Source organism: Micromonospora sp. NPDC049274, from assembly GCF_040678875.1.
In the GTDB taxonomy this organism is placed as follows: domain Bacteria; phylum Actinomycetota; class Actinomycetes; order Mycobacteriales; family Micromonosporaceae; genus Micromonospora.
The window spans coordinates 139,707-156,309 of record NZ_JBFAQS010000009.1 but is presented as its reverse complement, the minus strand read 5'-3'; the positions used below and the strand labels follow the sequence as shown (position 1 = coordinate 156,309).

Sequence of the window (16,603 nt, the reverse complement as noted above, 5' to 3'; positions counted from 1 at the left end):
CGGGGCGGTTTCACGGCTACAGATCACGCAAGGTTTGACCTGCGTTCGGGTGAGGGCCAGCCGGCCCTCACCCGAACGGGATTCCGATGAGGTTGTAGGTGAAGGCCACCGTCAGGTAGCTGATGGCCGCGACAGTCGTGATCGTGTACGCCATTCGACCCTTCACGGTCCACCATCGCCTGGCCCATGCGGCGCCCGTGCCGGCGATCATCACTGCCGTTGTCGCCACCGCGAGTCCGTTCAGGGACAGCAGGGCCGTCAGCGCCACCGAGCCGAGGATGACCGTTTCGGTGAGGGCGTTCAGGTCCGAGGCCATCAAGGCGAACCAACCGATGAAGACCGTCGTGAGTCCGCCAGTGAGCCAAGCTACGACCCGCGCCGCCCGCGCCCAGCGCGAGTGCACCGGCTTGCCCTTCCGCCGTCGCACCAACGCCAGGATCGGGAACCAGAAGAACGCCAACAGCAAGACCACCACGCCGGCCCCGAGCATGATCTGGTGCAGGGTCGGCGACGCGTACCAGGCCAGTTTCGTGTAGGCGACTGTCGGGTCGTCCGTCGTGAACAGATTGCCCTTGCCGTCGAAGGCGATCTGCGCCTGGCCGCCTTGCTCCTGGAACAGTCCGGTACCGATCGGGTACCAGTGCTGGACGCCCGCGTTCGGATTCAACGACAGGCCGCTGGTGGTCAGCGAGCCGCCGGGGGCCTCGGCGACGGTGGCCGTCGAGAGCAGCGTCACCACCTTCGTCACCTGTGTGCGGCTGGTGCGGTCGACACGATAGCTTCCCGCGAGATCGGACGTGTCGATCCCGCTCACCGCCTTGGGTGCTGGACTCGTGTGCGGGACGTACCGGTCGACGATCTGGTGAATGAGGTCCTTGCCGTCCCAGCTCGCGACGCCGTTCGTCCCGTCGCCGTTGTAGACCACGTAGATCCCGATTTTCTGGTCGGGCAGCATCGCGAGGTTGGCGTGGAAGCCGGGGACGTCGCCGTCCTTGAACAGCAGCGCCTGTCCGTTGCGCGGCTCCTGCTGGAGCACCCAGCCCATCCCCGGCAGACGCGGGTCCATCGTGAAATGCTGCTGCCGCAGCGACTGGGCGACGCCCGCGCCGAGCCGTGGGTCGTCGGCCATCTGCGCGATCAGAAAGGTGCCCATATCGGTCGCGGTGGCTACGGTGCCCGCTCCGGTAGGTGACCACGCGCCGTACTGGCCGTCCTCGCGGACCTGACCGCGGCCTACGGGACGGTAGCCGTCCGCCACCTGCGCCTGGATCGCGGCCGGATGGGGCTGAAGGAATGTCGTGCCGTTCATGTGCAGCGGCCCGAAGACGTGGTCCTGGACGTACTGAGCGAACGGTTGGCCGGAGACGACCTGCACCAGATATCCCGCCAGGGCAACGCCGTAATTGTCATACTGCGCCAGGGTTCCCGGCGGGCGTACCCGGTCGGGTTGGTGGGCGGCGAGGTACTCGCCCAGGGCGGGCACGGCTGCCGGGTCGGCCACGGCGACACCCCGTGGGCCATCGTCGAAGCCGGCCGTGTGCGTCAGCAGATCCGCCATCGTGACCGGGTGCCCTGGATAGGTGTCGCGAATTTTGAAGGTCGTGAGGTAGGTGTTCACGTCGGCGCTCGGATCCAGCTTGCCTTGCCGGATCAGCTGCGCGGCCGCCGTCGCCGTGAAGACCTTGGCCACAGAGCCGGTGAAGAACGAGGTCGAGGACGCATCGACAGGCGTTCGGGCCGGGACGTTCGAGACGCCGTACCCCTTGGCGAAGACCTGCTTCCCGCCGGCCACGACGACCACAGCAGCACCAGGAATCCGGTCACGCGCCAACTGGGTCGAGACGACCTGGTCCACCATCTGCCCGACACCGGTGAGTTCGGCCGCCGGGGCCGGCGCCCCGGCACCTGCGCTGGCCAGGTCATCTCGGGTCGAGGATGCTGCGGAGGCCACCGCGGGAGAAGGAGCGAGGGCCAGAGCCCCAGCGGTAACGCCAGCCACCAGAAAGGACATCGGGCGAGCCATCTGCATGCCCCGAGCCTTCCGAAACGGCGGCGGGATACCCATCCTGCTGGCGCTCGTCTACCGGGTAGGGCCAACCCTACCGAGCCGCACCGTGGCCGATATTGCTCTTGAGGAACGAGAAACCGTAGGTCATCTTCCATGCCGCAGACGGGTCAGCTTGCCAGGGTCGAGGACCATGTCGATGGCGACGACGCGTTCGTCGTACACGGTGAAACCGACGACGGCGACGGGCCTGCCGCGCCGGTCGCGGGCGACGACCCCGGCGGCGCCATTGACCAACGCGGGAGCGCAGAGGCGCGCGAACCGTGGCCCGGCGTCGGCCGCGCGGGTGGCCACGGCACGGGCACCGGTGAGCAGGGCCGGTGCGAGCCGTGCCCGTCGTCCGTGGTCGGAGCGGAACACCACGTCGGGGTCCAGCAGGGTCAGCAGGGCGTCGAAGTCGCCGGCGCGTGCGGCCGCCAGAAACGCGTCGACGACACGTCGCTGGGCGGGCAGGCCGGCCCGGGGCTGCGGAGCGCCATCGCGCAGCCGCCGCCGGGCTCGGCTGGCAAGCTGCCTGGTGGCCGCCGGTGTACGTCCCACCACGGCGGCCACCTGCTCGAACGGCATGCCGAACATGTCGTGCAGCACGACCGCGAGCCGTTCGGCCGGCTCGAGGCTGTCCAGCACCACGAGCAACGCGATGCCTACCGCGTCGGTGTGCAGGCTGGCTTCCTCCGGATCCCCGTACTCACTTACCAGCGGCTCCCAGGTTGCGCTCAACTGCTCGCGACGCGCTTGTCGGGCCCGCAGCATGTCGATGCACACCCGCCCGACAAGCGTGGTCAGCCACGCCGCGGGGTTGGCGATCACGGTTGGGTCGGCGCGCGTCGTGCGCAGCCACGCCTCCTGCAGCGCGTCGTCGACCTCGGCCTGCGAGCCCAGCAGCCGATAGGCGACGGCCCGCAGCTGCGGGCGGTGCTGCGCCAACTGCTCGGCGAACCACTGCTGGTCGTCCATGTCCCTATTTTCCGAACGCTTCCCGCCGCAGCACCGCCAACAGCGTCGGGGTGCCCTCGGCGGTGGTGACGGCCACGGTCCGCCTGACCCAGGTGGTGTCGGTGGCCTGGGCCAGCAGACAGGCCGCCAGGTCGGCTCGGCTGGTGAAGATGCCGTCGGAGCGACTCTCGGAGAGCCGGTAACGGGTGACGCTGTCGCTGTCGAACAGCCCCGACGGGCGCACGATCGTCCAGTCGAGGTCGCTGTCCCGCACCATCTTCTCCATGGTGCGCATGTCGTCGTAGGTGGACTTGCCGATCGTGGCGGTGACCAACGGCTGGATGATGCGGTTGAGGAAAAACCCGCCCTCGGCATGAGGATGCGGCTCGGTGGCGCTGGAACTGACAACGACGAGCCGCCGCACACCCTCGCGGCGCATCGCGGCCAGGACCGTCGCGGTGCTGCGGCTGTAGAGCCGCACCGGTCGCCGAGTGAACGGCGTGCCGAGCGTCGACAGCACCACGGCGGCACCACTCACCGGGGCCTCCACGGTGGCATCGGCGGCCACCACCTCCAAGCCGGCGCCTCGCACCGGGAACGACCGCGGCTGCCGGGTCACCGCCCGTACGTCATGGCCGGCGTCCAGCGCCTGTTGTACCAGGCGGCGGCCCGTGCCCCCGTTCGCGCCGAGAACGACGATACGCATCCGGTGTGCTCCCTTCCGAGGTGGCTTCGAAAGGAACGTCGATCCGCGCAGTGGGTTTGTGACATGCGGGGCGCACACGAATCAGCGACGGAGCCTCGAAGGGCACCCCGCAGACGGCCGTCCGCAGCCGGAGACCTCCCGGGAAGGCGATCAGGACGTGCAGAACGACGCCCGTTCGGTCAGGCCGAGCTCTTTGCAGTCCCATCCGGCACCCTGGTCCTGGAGGCGCCAGCCCGTGCCGGCCGTGTAGTGGAACAGGTAGATGACGGCGCTGGCGTCCGGACGTTCGACGTCGACCGCGGCCCACGTCTCGACGCACTCCACCGGCCTGGAAGCGAAAGACCACCCCGCAGGCAGTTCGACCAGGGTCCCGAGGCTCTGGGTCGACGGACAGGTGGGATCTTGAGGGCCGCCACTGGTGGGGGTGGCCGCGGGTGGGAGCAACGGGTCGGGCCGATGGCTCATGGCGAAGGCGACCGTACCGCCGAGGGCGAACACCGCCGCCGCCGCGGCGCCGACCGCCCTCCGTCGTTGGACCTGCCGCGATCTGCGCAGGGTGCGCTCGTACATGTCGGCGGTGCCGCCGTGCTCGCTCAGATCGGACATGACCTGACGCAGCGGCCCGAGGTTGTCGGTCATCAGGCCTCCTCCATCACGGCCGAGAGCAGCTCCGGCGCTATCTGCCGCATGCGCGCCAGCGCCTTGCTGGTCTGACTCTTGATCGTGCCGACCGAGCACTGCAGCAGTTCCGCGGCCTCGGCCTCGCTGCGGTCCTCGAAGAACCGTGCCACCAGCACGGCCCGTTGCCGCTGCGTGAGTTGGGCGAGAGCCTGGTGCAAAGCAACCTTGAGATCGGTACGACGAGCGTGGTCGCTGCCGGGCTGAGCCACGTCGGCCAGTTCGCCGGGCAGGGACTCGGCTACCTTGCGGCGCCGCCACCAGCTCACATGCTGGTGGTACATGGCGGTGCGGGTGTACGCCTCGAAGTGCCCGGGATCATGCAGCCGCCGCCGGCCCCGATGGGTGCGGGCCAGCGCATCCTGCACCAGGTCCTCGGCGAGGTGCCGGTCACCGGTCAGCAGGAACGCCGTCCGCAGCAACGCCGGCGAGCGGGTCCGCACGAACTCACAGAAAAGATCGTCTATGGAGTCCGCCATGCTCCGCTCGTTCCCCCCACGTACCCCAGAGTCCTTCAGGCAGCGGCGGCGGCGATGCGGCCGGTTGACTGTGGCGCACACCATAGCCGGTGTGCGCCACAGCAAACGACAGCGGTCTACCCGATCAGGAGATGCAGAACGGCGCCTCCTTGAGGCCGAGGTCCACGCAGTCGTATCCGCTGCCATCGCCGTAGTACTTCCAGCCCGTACCGGCCACGAAGTGGAAGAGGTACCAGCCGTCACCGGCGGTCGGGCCCTGCGGATCGGCGCCCGCCCAGTCCTTGACGCACTCGACAGTGCCGAAGGTCCAGCCCTTCGGGAGCTCGACCAGGGCCTGGAGGGTCTTCGCTGAAGGGCACTTGGCACTGGTGGCCGTACCGCTCGACGGCTTCGGCTTTGGCTTCGGCGCCGTCTCCACCGGATCCGAGGAGCAGAACGGCGCCGGCTCGCTGAGACCGAGATCCTTGCAGTCCCAGTCGCTGCCCTGGTCGTAGTACTTCCAGCCCGTCCCGGCCACGAAGTGGAAAAGGTAGACGCCGTCACCCGCCGTCGGGCCCTGCGGATCGGCCGTGGCCCAGTCCTTGAAGCATTTCACTTCCCCGAAGGACCAGCCCTTCGGCAGCTCGACAAGCGTCTGCAGGGTCGTCCCGGAGGGGCAATCGGCTACTCCGGCCGCCGCGGGCGACGCACTGGGAGTGCCAGCGGCCGCAGCAGCCGACGTCGGAGCGGATGCGGCCGGGCTCGGACCGGCCGGCTCCCCGGAGTCGCAGGCAGACAGTCCAATGAGGACAGTGGCAACGGGCAGCAGCAGGAGGTGACGTGCAGACATTTGCGGACCCCTATGGATCGTGGCGATCGTCGCTTACAACGGGGTACATGCGATCCGTCGCCCGCAGGTTGCCGCCATCCAGAAATATTCTTCGAAATCTTTGGCGACCCTGCTCGTCGCGCAGCCGGAGACCCCTCTCGTCCTCGACTGCTCGCTGGACCTCGGAGCGGCCAGCCAGAAAATCTATGCTCAAACGACTAGACATCCTTGAGGCTGGGGGATACTGTTCCTCAGGTAGCGAGCAGAGAGATACAAAGACGCAGACGGACCGCCCGGCCGTGAGGTCACGACGGGCGTCGGAGCAGGACCCTGTTCCTGCTCCAGAACGGCAGTAAGCACGTCAGCCCCGGCATGATGCGCGACGGGGCACCGCAGGTGGGGCCAAGGAACTGTTCAGGGCTCCAGCTGATGTTCGCCGCACGTGTACGGGGCCGTGAAGTTGCGTGGGCTCCGACACCGGTGGACTGCACGTCAGCAAGATGAAGAGATGCAGAGGAAAGGGAGGGCCGTACACCGTTGGATCGCCCGCCGTCGGCCGTCATGTCAGGCCGGGCGGACACCGCAGTTTCCATCGAACGAGAGGTGGTCTCCGGTCACGCATATGCGATCCTCGCACCCGTTGCCGTCAGTGACGGCTGGTGTGGATACGAAGAGCCGACGTTCCTGTCGGCAGATGGTGTTCTGACCCGTAACCCTGGGCCCCGGCGCTTACGCGCCGGGGCCCTCGACGTGGAGGTGACATGGGGCGAAACCCCGAAGACATGTTCGGCGACGAGGACTACCCCGCCTACACCATCGGGCAGGCTGCGGAGATGCTCGGCACCACGCAGGATTTCCTGCGCCGGCTGGACGAGGCGAAACTGATCGACCCGCACCGCTCCGGCGGCGGGCACCGCCGCTACTCGCGCTACCAGCTGCGCCTGGCCGCCCGGGCCCGCGAGATGGTCGACGGCGGCACCGCCTTGGAGGCGGCCTGCCGGATCATCATCCTGGAAGACCAACTTGAGGAAGCCCTCCGACAGAACGAAAAGCCGCAGTGAGGGTCGCTGGCCGCACGATGTCGGGTGATGCCGTCGGCGTTCCGCACCCCTCGCGGGCCGGGACACCAGGTCCCGTGCCCGGCGCGCCCACCCACCTACCGCTTGCGGCCCCGCGTCGACGGCAACCCCCGCAGCGGACTCAGTCTCCCGGGCTTCAGCCGCCCGCCTTCGCCTGGAAGATCTCTCGCTCTTTGGCGTTGCGAGTCAGCGCGGCGGCTCGCGCGTACTCCTGCTGGGACTCGGCCGTCCGACCGAGCTTCGCCAGGAGGTCGGCGCGTACGGCGGGAAGCAGCGGGTACTGGTCCAGCGCCCCACTCGCCTGCACCCGGTCAGCAATGGCCAGTCCCTCGGCCGCTCCCTGGGCCATTCCGACCGCGACCGCCCGGTTCAACTCGGCGACCGGTGACGGCCACACGTGGGAGAGCACCAGGTAGAGCGCCGCGATTCGTGACCAGTCGGTCTCCTGCGTAGACCGGGCTCGGGCGTGACAGGCGGCGATCTCGGCCTGTAGCACGAACGGTCCGAGTATGCCGCCGATCTCCTGTGCCCGAGCCAGGGCGGCGAGGCCGCGCCGGATCAGCAGCAGGTCCCATCGGGTCCGGTCCTGATCGCCGAGCAGAATTGCCGCACCGGCTCCGTCGGTGCGCGCCCACGTCCGCGACGACTGGATTTCCATCAGCGCCACCAGCCCGTGCACCTCGGCCTGATCCGGCATCAGCCCGGCCAGCACCCGGCCCAGCCGCAACGCCTCCCGGCAGAGGTCGGGCCGCATCCAGTCCTGGCCGGCGGTCGCCGAGTATCCCTCGTTGAAGATCAGGTAGAGGACTTCCAGGACCGAGGTCAGCCGCTGGGCGAGCTGATCCGGCGGCGGGAGTTCGAACGGCACTCGTTTGGCGGCCAGGGTGCGCTTGGCCCGCACGATCCGTTGACCAACTGTCGATTCGGCGACGAGGAAGGCCCGGGCGATCTCTTCGGTGCTCAGTCCGCCGAGCACGCGCAGGGTGAGCGCGGTCCGCGCCTCTGTCGACAGCACCGGATGGCAGGAGATGAAGATCAGCCGCAGCAGGTCGTCGCCGACGTGGTCGTCCAACGCGTCGTCCACGGCGTCCTGCTCGTCGACCGGCGCGATTTCCAGGGCCCGGCCTATTTCGGCGAGCTTCTCGCCGTACCGGATCCGCCGCCGGACGAGGTCGATCGCCCGGTGCTTGGCGGTGGCCATCAGCCACGGCCCGGGATCCGTCGGCACGCCCTGCTTCGGCCACTGTTCAAGCGGATGACGAGGGTGTCCTGGGCGATCTCCTCGGCCAGGCCGACATCGCGCAGGATCCGGGTCAGCTTCGCGATGAGATGAGCTGCCTCGATCCGCCAGACCGCCTCGACAACGCGATAGGGATCGGTAGCCGTCATGGCTACCGATCCAACCACCATCGACGTGCTCGCCCGCTCATCCCTGTGGTGCGAAGTCCTCCGGCCCGAAGACCCGCGAGACCTCAGCCTCCCCCTCCCAGCCCTGCCACAGGTCACGGTGCAGCCGCATGAACCGGCCGGCCCATTCGACAGCTTCCTCCTTGGAGCGGACCTCGTACACCACGTAGCTGATCAGCTCCTTCGCCTCGGCGAAGGGACCGTCGACGACGCTGAGCCCACCGGCGTCGACCGCGATCCGGGCGCTGTTCGCGGTGGGAGCCAGCCCGCCCATGTCGAGCATCACGCCGGCGTTCGTGGCGTCCATACCGAGCTTCGCGATGGCCTCCATCAGCTCGGCAGGCGGCGGGCCGTCGGGCTGCGCTGCTTTGAGAATCACCAGATAACGCATTTCTTCTCCTCGCGGGTCTGTGCACTCCGGATTGGCTCGGAACAAGTGTGGTTCGACTGTGCTGACGATCAGTGCCGCGACACGCGTCGGTAGCGATCGATCGCGACGGCTGCCTGCCAGCCCGAAATCAGCAGTACGGCAGCGGTGAAGGCGAGGATGCTCCAGGCGGCGCCGGCACCCGCGGTCAGACCCAGGAAGCCGGCGCCGAACACCACGCCGACGCCCCGCGAGGACCTGGCCCAACCGGTCGCGCCCTCGGCGGCGAAGCGGCGGGCCAGCACGAAACACGCCGCGATCAGGCAACTGAACCCGACGGCCCCGGCAGCGAAATGACCGTAGCCGTGCCAGCTGATCGTCCCAGGGCCGTCCGGCGTACCGACCGGGAAACCCAACCCCGGATCCGCGCGCAGCAGACCGGCGGCCATCAGGCTCACGCCGTACGCGCCGATGAGCCTCGGTGCCCAGCGCGCCCCGGGCCCACCCTCCAGCGCCCGCCGCAGTCCGACCGCGAACACGAGGGTCAGCAGACCGCTCACCAGGAAGTTCGTGATGTGGATCCACCCTCGGTCACCGTTGCTGAGCATGCTCCAGGCGTGCCGTGTCGGGTCGAATCCGGACCGGGTGAACACCTCGACCAGCGACACCGCGACGTACAACGGGCCGGCGAGGACGCCGTACGCCAAGAGGGATTTCGTGACCCTGACCGCCGGGTCGCAGGTCAGCGCGGTCGACGCGGTGGTGGTCATCTGCTCGGTCATGGTCGTTGCCCTTCGCGGCGGGCCGGCTTGTCCGGCCCCTCACCCGGTCCCTCGAACGACCGGACGCGACTTCGACAACCCGTCCCAAGATTCTTTCCGAGGGCACGATGATCGCCCCTGCCGTGTTCGATGCAGGCTCGGTCTCGACGTGGGTGCGCTCCGGCGCGGGACAGCACACGCAGCCGTCGCCGACCGCCTACGAGTGGGATGCGCGGGCGGCGCGGCGACGCTCGGTGAGCCGTCGTGCCTTCACGGCGTTGCCGCAGTCGGCCATGCGGCACCAACGGCGGGAGCCACTGCGACTCTGGTCGAGGAACAGCCAGCCACAGCCACCCTCGGGCACCGGGCAGCGGCGCACCCGGGTCAGGTCGGCCGTCAGCATGACGTCGAGGGCGGCCTCGGCGATCCGGTCGGGCACCAGCATGGCCGGCACGGTGCCGTAGGCCAGGCGTACCCGCGGCGGGTCGAGCACGAGTCGTGCTCGGGCGGCCGCGCCGGACCAGCGCTGATGGAGTGCGACGAGCGCGGCGCCGGCCGCGACAGGGTCACCCGCCGAAGCACCGTGCGCGTCGGTGATCGCGGCGAGCAGCACGAGAAACAGCCCATCCCGGATGTCGCGCACGGCGGCCAGTCCGGCGTGCGCCGCCGCGGGCTCGTCGCGCCACGCCCGGTCAACCTGCTCGGCGGCCGCGTCGTTGAGCACGCCCACCCGGACCGACCAGCGCAGCAGAGCGGAGCTGTCGGACAGAAAGTCGTGCGGCGACGTGCCCCCTCGCTCGAGCGTGTTGACCAGGTCGAGCGCGGGATGCCCGCCGACCAACGGTAGCTGGCACACGTCGAGCGACATGGCGGCAACGCTACCACCAAAACCGTCGCTGGAGGTTGGCCGAAGGTGCCACTGCCTCGCCTGAAAGGACTGACAGCACGGACACGACAAGGGATTATTAGTTGTCTATGCTACCGTCAAAACGCGGTTAGCCGGAATCAGGTCTTGACGATCGAGGCTTACCGCCTGCGTGGCAGCTCTTGCTGCACCCTGCCCTGGATCTCGGAGGTAGCCGATGACGCACCAACGACGCGCGGTCTATGCCCTCGCCGCGTTGTCCGCCGCCACCTTCTGTTACGTCACCACCGAGGTGCTCCCGATCGGGCTGCTCACGCTCATCGCGCCGGACCTGGGGCGCTCGAGGTCCGAGGCCGGTCTGCTGGTGACCGGGTACGCGGTGGTGGTCATGATCGTGGCGCTCCCGCTGACCCGGGTGACTCGGCGAGTGCCCCGGCGTCCGCTGCTCGCCGGCACCCTCGGTGTGTTCGCCGCGGCGACGACGGTGTCGGCCTTCGCAACCTCCTACGAGATGTTGCTCGCCGCGCGGCTGGTGTCCGCCACCACCAACGGTGTCTTCTGGGCCGTGGTGTTCCCCGTGGCGATCTCGATGTTCCCCGCGAACATCCGAGGCCGCATCGTGGCTCGGCTGTCGATCGGCAACGCGCTCGGCCCGGTTCTCGGCGTGCCGCTGAGCACCTGGTTGGGCGGGCAGGCCGGGTGGCGGGCCGCCTTCGTCGCGATGGCCGTCCTCGGCTTCGTCATCTGCGCCGCAGTCGTCCTGCTCCTGCCGAGCGTCACACCGCAGGACAGTGCCGGCGACATCGGGTCGATGCCTGATCGACATCGCTTCGCCGTGCTCCTCGTCGCCACCGTCCTCGCGGTCACCGGCGCCATGGGCGCGTTCACCTACATGACCGTCTTCCTCCTCGACGTCAGTGGGTTCGCCGCCGCATCCCTCGGCGTGCTGCTCTTCGTCCAAGGTTCGTTCGGCGTCGTCGGCACCTGGGCTGCCGGTCGGGTCCTGGACCGGTTTCCGCTCGGTGTGGTGCTGGGTCTGCTCGGGCTCCTCACTGCCGCGATGCTCGGCCTCTACGGTGTCGGCACGCACAAGGCATTGACGATTCCGTTGCTCGCCGTGGCGGGAATGTCGTTCAGCTCGCTGATCGCGGGGCTCCAGCACCGCATCATGCAGGTGACTCCGTCGACCACCGACATGGCGTCGGCCAGCCTCAGCGTCGCGTTCAACCTCGGCCTCGCGGCCGGCTCGCTCATCGGTGCGGGCCTGTTGGCGACTGCCGGGGTGCGCGTCATCCCGTTGTTCGGAGGGCTGCTGACGGCCGGAGCGTTCGCGTTGCTCGCCTGCCACGAGCTGTCTCGCAGACGACGGAGAGAGCTCGGAACTGCCGGTCACGATTCCGAGCGACAGTTGGTCGGGCAACCCGCTGCTCACTCTTGAGTCCCGTGACCCGCCTTGTGCAGCAGGTCCCGTGGATGAGGTGACCCCGGACCGCGAGGTTTGCGGAGGGGCTCCGCGGAGACCTCACAGCGGTGTGTGCTCGAGGGACCGACGAACGACAGGGAGAACAGCATGCGTACGGTGAAGTTGGGTGAGCTTGAGGTTGCCCGCATCGGGCTGGGTGCGATGGGAATGTCGCACGGCTACAGCGGCGCCGGCAGCGACGATGCCGAGTCGATCCGCACCATTCATCGGGCTCTCGAACTGGGTGTCACCCTGATCGACACCGCGGAGATCTACGGCCCGTACACCAACGAGGAACTTGTCGGCCGCGCCCTGCGGGGCCGCCGCGACCAGGTCGTACTGGCCACCAAGTTCGGCCTCATCTCGCACGACGGCCGCGTCCCGGGCGGCCTGGACAGCAGCCCGGACAACATTCGCACTGCGGTCGAGGGCTCGCTCAAGCGCCTCGACACCGACCACATCGACCTGTACTACCAGCACCGCGTCGAGCAGAGCACCCCGATCGAGGACACCATGGGCGCGCTCGCGGCCCTGGTGCAGGAGGGCAAGATCCGCTACGTGGGCCTGTCCGAGGCGTGGGTCGACACCATCCGGCGTGCCCACGCCGTGCACCCGGTCACCGCTCTGCAGTCGGAGTACTCGCTGTGGACCCGTGACCAGGAACAGCTCCTTCCGGTGCTGCGCGAGCTGGGCATCGGGCTGGTGGCGTACTCCCCGCTCGGCCGCGGCTTCCTCACCGGCGCCCTGCGGTCCCCGGCGGACGTCGAGCGCCTCGACGACAGCGACTTCCGCAAGAACCACCCGCGCTTCACCGGGGAGAACTTCCAGCGCAACCTGCGCATCGCCGACCAGGTGCAGGCGGTCGCCGACCAGGCGGGTGCGACCTCGGGACAGGTCGCCCTGGCCTGGCTGCTGGCCCAGGGCGACGACATCGTCCCCATTCCCGGCACCAAGCGGGTGAGCCGTGTTGAGGAGAACGTCGCGGCGGACACCGTCACGCTGACGGCCGAACAGGTCGCCACCCTCACCGCGCTGCCCGTCGCCGAGGGTGGTCACCACACCGACGAGCAGATGCGGGTGATCGAGCGCTGACCAACTCCCGCTGAGCCCGGAAACAGCGATCCTGGCCTCCGAAGGATGGCGTTGGTTCTTCCGGTCCATACCGCAGGAGGCAGCGGGCCCGGCGCGGAGGGTGATCCTCCGCGCCGGGCCCGCCGCACTGTCGGGTGGGGTCAGGCGGACGCGCAGATGGCCGCGGCCGGCCCGGTGCCGGTGCCCTGGAAGCCGAAGTTTGTCGACTGCCCGGCGCCGACCTGTCCGTTGTAGCTCACGTTGGTGAACCGGACGGTTCCGCTGGCGCCGCTGGCCTGGGCGCTCCACACGCCGGTGATCGCGGCACCGCCGGGCAGCGTGATGGTCACGGTCCAGCCGTTGATGCTCGCGGAGCCGGCGCTGACCGTCACGCTCGCGGTGAATCCGCCGTTCCACTGGTTGACCGCCACCGAGGCGGAGCAGCCGTTACCGGTCGGCGGCGGCGTGGTGGGCGGCGCGGTCGTGGGCGGAGCCGTGGTCGGCGGCGCGGTGGTGGGCGGCGCCGTGGTCGGCGGCGCGGTCGTCGGCGGAGCCGTGGTCGGCGGCGCAGTCGTCGGCGGCGCAGTCGTCGGTGGGTTGGGGGCACCGTTGGCCAGGCTGAAGGCCAGGTCGGGCTGGAACGATCCGGCCGTGAAGCGGCACCCGTCGGCCTCACCCGGCGGCTTCACCCAGAGGTACGCGTCGATGTTGGCGTCGCCGGTGTTGGTGGTCGGGTACGGGCCGATGCGCCGGTCGGTGTTGTCGTCGCCGCACCAGTCCCCGCTGGCACCACCGTTGCGGCTGGTGTCGATGACCTGGCGCTTGCCCGAGAGGCCCATGCCGTTGAGGGAGGAGATGACGTTCCGGCCGAAGTTCGCCTCGTTGGAGGTGGAGTTGAAGTTCGACACGTTTGTGAAGAAGCCGTCGGCGTACTGCACGCCTGCGGCCCGGAGCCGGTTGGCCGTCTCACCCGCGCTGTTCCAGGTGGAGTGGCCGCCGTCGAGGTAGACCTTGGCGTTGGGGTTGCCCGACTTGATGGTCCGGGTGGCCGTCGAGATCGCCTGGTTACGGGCGTTGAGCTCGCCGCTGCTCAGGCACGTCGTGAGGGCCAGGGAGTCGGTCTCCAGGATGATGATGACGGTCTGGTTGCCCAGCCCCCGGGCGAAGTTGGACACCCACGTCTGGTACTGGTTGAGATCCGGCGCACCACCGGCGCTGGCGCCGCCGCAGTCCCGGTTGGTGATCTCGTAGACCGCGAGCACCGGGATCTGCTGCGCCGCGTTGGCGGCGCCGATGAACCCGGAGACCTCGGACTGCACAGTCGACGGGTTGAAGTTGGCGAACCAGCGGGCCTGCGGCTGGCTCGCGATCTTGTCGCGAATGACGGCGGCACGCGAATCGCCGGGGTTGGCGGCGACCCAGCGGATGACTGCCGAACTCGGGTCGCGGTAGAGCGACCCGGAGAGCGTGCCCGCGGAGGCGCTGCTCACGGCGAGGCAGACGCCGATGGCGGCGGCGCCCACGACGGCCGCAGCGCTGGTGACCGCCGATCTGCGACGGAGCGACGAGAGGATAGCCACGACGTGTTGCCTCCTGGTCACATAGACGTTTCCAATTTTGTGGGAGCGTTCCCATGGACGGTAGCGGAGGCACGCGCCGCTGCCAAGACGTACACGGTCGTCGATAGATTCGGAGTCGCCGATGTTCGCCCGCATCGGATGGCGACGCGAACGGTGGGACACGGGTGCCCCTGCCCGACTGCTTGACCAAGGGCACCCGCCGGATCGCCCCGGCAAGGCCCGATCGGCGATCCACCCGCTGCATGTCGGCTGCAACTCGCGTTCCGCCGTCACCACGGCAGCAGCCCCAGCCAGACACTGCGCACCTGACGCAGTGACGTGCCCAAGCCCTCGCCGACCGGGCCGCCAGGAAGCTCTCCGTGTCCTGATCCCTGCTCGCGCTGCGGCGGCCGGTCGAGCTTGACGCCGCCACCGCAGCGCGGTCAGGTGCCGGTCGGCGCGACAGTACGGCTGGCCGCCATCGCACGGGTCTCCGGGCCGCAACCTGCCGGACACGGCATTGACATATTTCACTGTGCGATCTAGCGTCGGGCCGAATCGATTCGACGCCGAGGCGTGTGCTCCGGCGCCGTCCGACGGTTGGTCGCGTGGTGTTCGGGCGCGCACGGTGTGGGCCACCAGCGATTCGACGACCACCTGGTCACGCCCGGGCAGCGAGACCAGTGGCGAGAGGCTCTGGCGATGAGCCGGCCGGGTGCCGTGGCCGCCTCGCCTTCCGGAGTTTCATCCACGGTGAGTGTGGCCGGCGGGGGCGACCAGGAGTGGCATGCCGTGGCGGTGTGGGAGTCGCCGTGGACCCCTGCACCTGAATCAGTTCGTGCCGAGTGGCGGGAGCCCCATCATGACAAGACGTAGACCCATCCTTGGTTCACTCGCGACGGCGGCGCTTCTCGTCGCGACAGTGGGCGTGACGGCACTGACCGGCGGTCTGAGCACCACCGCGTCGGCCGCGGACATGACACCGGCCGCGGCGACCGCCGGGTGCGGCAAGGCGCCCACGTTGACAAGCGGTCAACGGTCGATCCAGAGCAGCGGCCAGAACCGTAGCTTCATCCTGCGGATCCCCGACAACTACGACCGGAACCACCCGTACCGGTTGATCTTCGGGTTCCACTGGAACGGCGGCACCATGAACGACGTCGACGGCGGCGGGTCGGACGGGGCGGCCTGGTCCTACTACGGGCTGCGGCAGCAGGCGAACAACAGCACCATCTTCGTCGCCCCCCAGGGCAACGGCAACGGCTGGGCCAACCCCAACGGCCAGGACGTCACCTTCGTCGACAACATGATCAGCCTGATCGAGGCGGACCTGTGCGTCGACACGACGCAGCTCTTCGCGCTCGGCTTCAGCTACGGCGGAGGCATGAGCTATTCGCTTGCCTGCTCCCGGGCCGGCGTCTTCCGCGCCGTCGCGGTCTACTCCGGCGGGCAGCTCAGCGGATGCAGCGGCGGCACCCAGCCGATCGCGTACATGGGCATTCACGGCATCGGGGACCCGGTGCTCAACATCTCCGCCGGACGGTCCCTGCGGGACAGGTTCGTCCGCAACAACGGGTGCACCGCGCAGAACCCGCCCGAGCCGAGGGCGGGCAGCCTGACCCACATCACCACCACCTACTCCGGCTGCCGATCCGGCTACCCGGTGGTGTGGGCAGCCTTCGACGGCGGGCACGGCCCCGGCCCGGTGGACGGCGGCGGGGACAGCGGCGCCCGGACCTGGACCAAGGGTGAGGTGTGGAGGTTCTTCACCCAGTTCGGCAGCACCGATCCCACGCCGACCCCGACCGTGTCGCCGACGGCAAGCCCTACCACCACCCCGCCGCCGAGCGGCACGTCCGCCCTGCGCAACGGAAGCTCCGGGCGGTGCCTCGACGTCAACGGCGCCACGCAGACCAACGGCGCGGCGGCGATCATCTGGGACTGCCACGGTCAGAGCAACCAGAGCTGGACCTCGACCGCGGCCGGGGAGCTGCGCGTCTTCGGTGGCAAGTGCCTTGACGTCAACGGCGCCGGCACCGCGAACGGCAGCTCGGTGATCATTTGGGACTGCAACGGCCAGCCCAACCAGCGGTGGCGGTCCAACGCCGACGGCTCGATCACAGGTGTCGGTTCGGGCCGGTGTCTGGACGTGGTCGGCAACGGTACGGCCAACGGCACGCGCGTCCAGATCTGGGACTGCAACGGCGCGGCCAACCAACGATGGAGCCGCAGCTGAGCCCGGCCGGGCATCGGTAGGGATCTGCACGGGCACGAGCCGGCGGCCGAACCACTCGGGGCGGCCGCCGGCTCCGCCCGACCGAAATTCATCAGATCTATCGGCCGAAATCTCGGCGACCCCG

Annotated in this window: 17 protein-coding genes; 5 read left to right on the top strand and 12 right to left on the bottom strand. The window is 69.2% G+C overall.

The annotated features are described in order from the left end of the window. Positions 1–67: 67 nt before the first annotated feature. The 6 genes from AB0K10_RS18860 to AB0K10_RS18835 form a co-directional block, all read right to left on the bottom strand. Entirely contained in the window at positions 68–2,011 is a 1,944-nt protein-coding gene (locus AB0K10_RS18860; RefSeq protein ID WP_363685295.1) for a serine hydrolase domain-containing protein, read from the bottom strand. Positions 2,012–2,152: 141 nt separating this feature from the next. Then, a complete protein-coding gene (locus AB0K10_RS18855) occupies positions 2,153–3,022 on the bottom strand; it encodes a sigma-70 family RNA polymerase sigma factor (protein ID WP_363685038.1) in 870 nt (289 codons plus the stop codon). Positions 3,023–3,026: 4 nt separating this feature from the next. Continuing rightward, a complete protein-coding gene (locus AB0K10_RS18850) occupies positions 3,027–3,707 on the bottom strand; it encodes an NAD(P)H-binding protein (RefSeq protein ID WP_363685036.1) in 681 nt (226 codons plus the stop codon). A 150-nt stretch (positions 3,708–3,857) separates the two neighbouring features. Further along, positions 3,858–4,346: a hypothetical protein gene (locus AB0K10_RS18845; protein WP_363685034.1), complete on the bottom strand. Its 489-nt coding sequence runs from the start codon at positions 4,344–4,346 to the stop codon at positions 3,858–3,860. Beyond that, the gene (locus tag AB0K10_RS18840) at positions 4,346–4,864 is read right to left on the bottom strand and encodes a SigE family RNA polymerase sigma factor (protein ID WP_363685032.1); all 519 of its coding nucleotides are present in this window, start codon (positions 4,862–4,864) and stop codon (positions 4,346–4,348) included. The genes AB0K10_RS18845 and AB0K10_RS18840 overlap by 1 nt, the downstream gene beginning before the upstream one ends. A gap of 124 nt (positions 4,865–4,988) precedes the next feature. After that, the gene (locus tag AB0K10_RS18835) at positions 4,989–5,693 is read right to left on the bottom strand and encodes a hypothetical protein (protein ID WP_363685030.1); all 705 of its coding nucleotides are present in this window, start codon (positions 5,691–5,693) and stop codon (positions 4,989–4,991) included. A gap of 19 nt (positions 5,694–5,712) precedes the next feature. On the opposite strand from AB0K10_RS18835, the gene AB0K10_RS18830 reads away from it, so the two are divergent. Beyond that, the gene (locus tag AB0K10_RS18830; protein ID WP_363685028.1) at positions 5,713–5,904 is read left to right on the top strand and encodes a hypothetical protein; all 192 of its coding nucleotides are present in this window, start codon (positions 5,713–5,715) and stop codon (positions 5,902–5,904) included. Between the two features lie 529 nt (positions 5,905–6,433). Beyond that, on the top strand, positions 6,434–6,733 hold the full coding sequence (locus tag AB0K10_RS18825; RefSeq protein WP_363685026.1) for a helix-turn-helix domain-containing protein: 300 nt from the start codon (positions 6,434–6,436) through the stop codon (positions 6,731–6,733). Between the two features lie 154 nt (positions 6,734–6,887). On the opposite strand, the gene AB0K10_RS18820 is transcribed toward AB0K10_RS18825, so the two are convergent. From AB0K10_RS18820 to AB0K10_RS18800, 5 genes are all read right to left on the bottom strand, one after another. Next, complete coding sequence (locus tag AB0K10_RS18820) at positions 6,888–7,979, bottom strand: DUF6596 domain-containing protein (RefSeq protein WP_363685024.1); 1,092 nt, start codon at positions 7,977–7,979, stop codon at positions 6,888–6,890. Next, positions 7,952–8,140, bottom strand: a complete 189-nt coding sequence (locus tag AB0K10_RS18815; protein WP_363685023.1) for a hypothetical protein — start codon at positions 8,138–8,140, stop codon at positions 7,952–7,954. Before AB0K10_RS18815 ends, AB0K10_RS18820 begins: the two co-directional genes overlap by 28 nt. Positions 8,141–8,177: 37 nt before the next feature. Next, on the bottom strand, positions 8,178–8,549 hold the full coding sequence (locus AB0K10_RS18810; RefSeq protein ID WP_363685021.1) for a YciI family protein: 372 nt from the start codon (positions 8,547–8,549) through the stop codon (positions 8,178–8,180). A gap of 68 nt (positions 8,550–8,617) precedes the next feature. Continuing rightward, positions 8,618–9,307 carry a DUF998 domain-containing protein gene (locus tag AB0K10_RS18805; RefSeq protein WP_363685019.1) on the bottom strand — a complete coding sequence of 230 codons (690 nt, stop codon included), beginning with the start codon at positions 9,305–9,307 and terminating at the stop codon, positions 8,618–8,620. Positions 9,308–9,503: 196 nt separating this feature from the next. After that, positions 9,504–10,154 (bottom strand): CGNR zinc finger domain-containing protein, encoded by a 651-nt coding sequence (locus AB0K10_RS18800; RefSeq protein ID WP_363685017.1) that lies wholly within the window; start codon positions 10,152–10,154, stop codon positions 9,504–9,506. A gap of 214 nt (positions 10,155–10,368) precedes the next feature. Here AB0K10_RS18800 and AB0K10_RS18795 point away from each other — a divergent pair, with 214 nt between their 5' ends. Both AB0K10_RS18795 and AB0K10_RS18790 read left to right on the top strand, forming a co-directional pair. Further along, positions 10,369–11,589, top strand: coding sequence for an MFS transporter (locus tag AB0K10_RS18795; RefSeq protein WP_363685015.1), 1,221 nt, complete (start codon positions 10,369–10,371; stop codon positions 11,587–11,589). A 132-nt stretch (positions 11,590–11,721) separates the two neighbouring features. Further along, positions 11,722–12,705 (top strand): aldo/keto reductase, encoded by a 984-nt coding sequence (locus AB0K10_RS18790; protein ID WP_363685013.1) that lies wholly within the window; start codon positions 11,722–11,724, stop codon positions 12,703–12,705. A 140-nt stretch (positions 12,706–12,845) separates the two neighbouring features. Here the strand turns inward: AB0K10_RS18790 and AB0K10_RS18785 are convergent, their stop codons facing one another. Then, complete coding sequence (locus AB0K10_RS18785; RefSeq protein ID WP_363685011.1) at positions 12,846–14,264, bottom strand: glycoside hydrolase family 6 protein; 1,419 nt, start codon at positions 14,262–14,264, stop codon at positions 12,846–12,848. Positions 14,265–15,105: 841 nt separating this feature from the next. Between AB0K10_RS18785 and AB0K10_RS18780 the strand changes: the two genes are divergently transcribed. Then, the gene (locus AB0K10_RS18780; RefSeq protein ID WP_363685009.1) at positions 15,106–16,479 is read left to right on the top strand and encodes a lectin; all 1,374 of its coding nucleotides are present in this window, start codon (positions 15,106–15,108) and stop codon (positions 16,477–16,479) included. Positions 16,480–16,603: the final 124 nt, after the last annotated feature.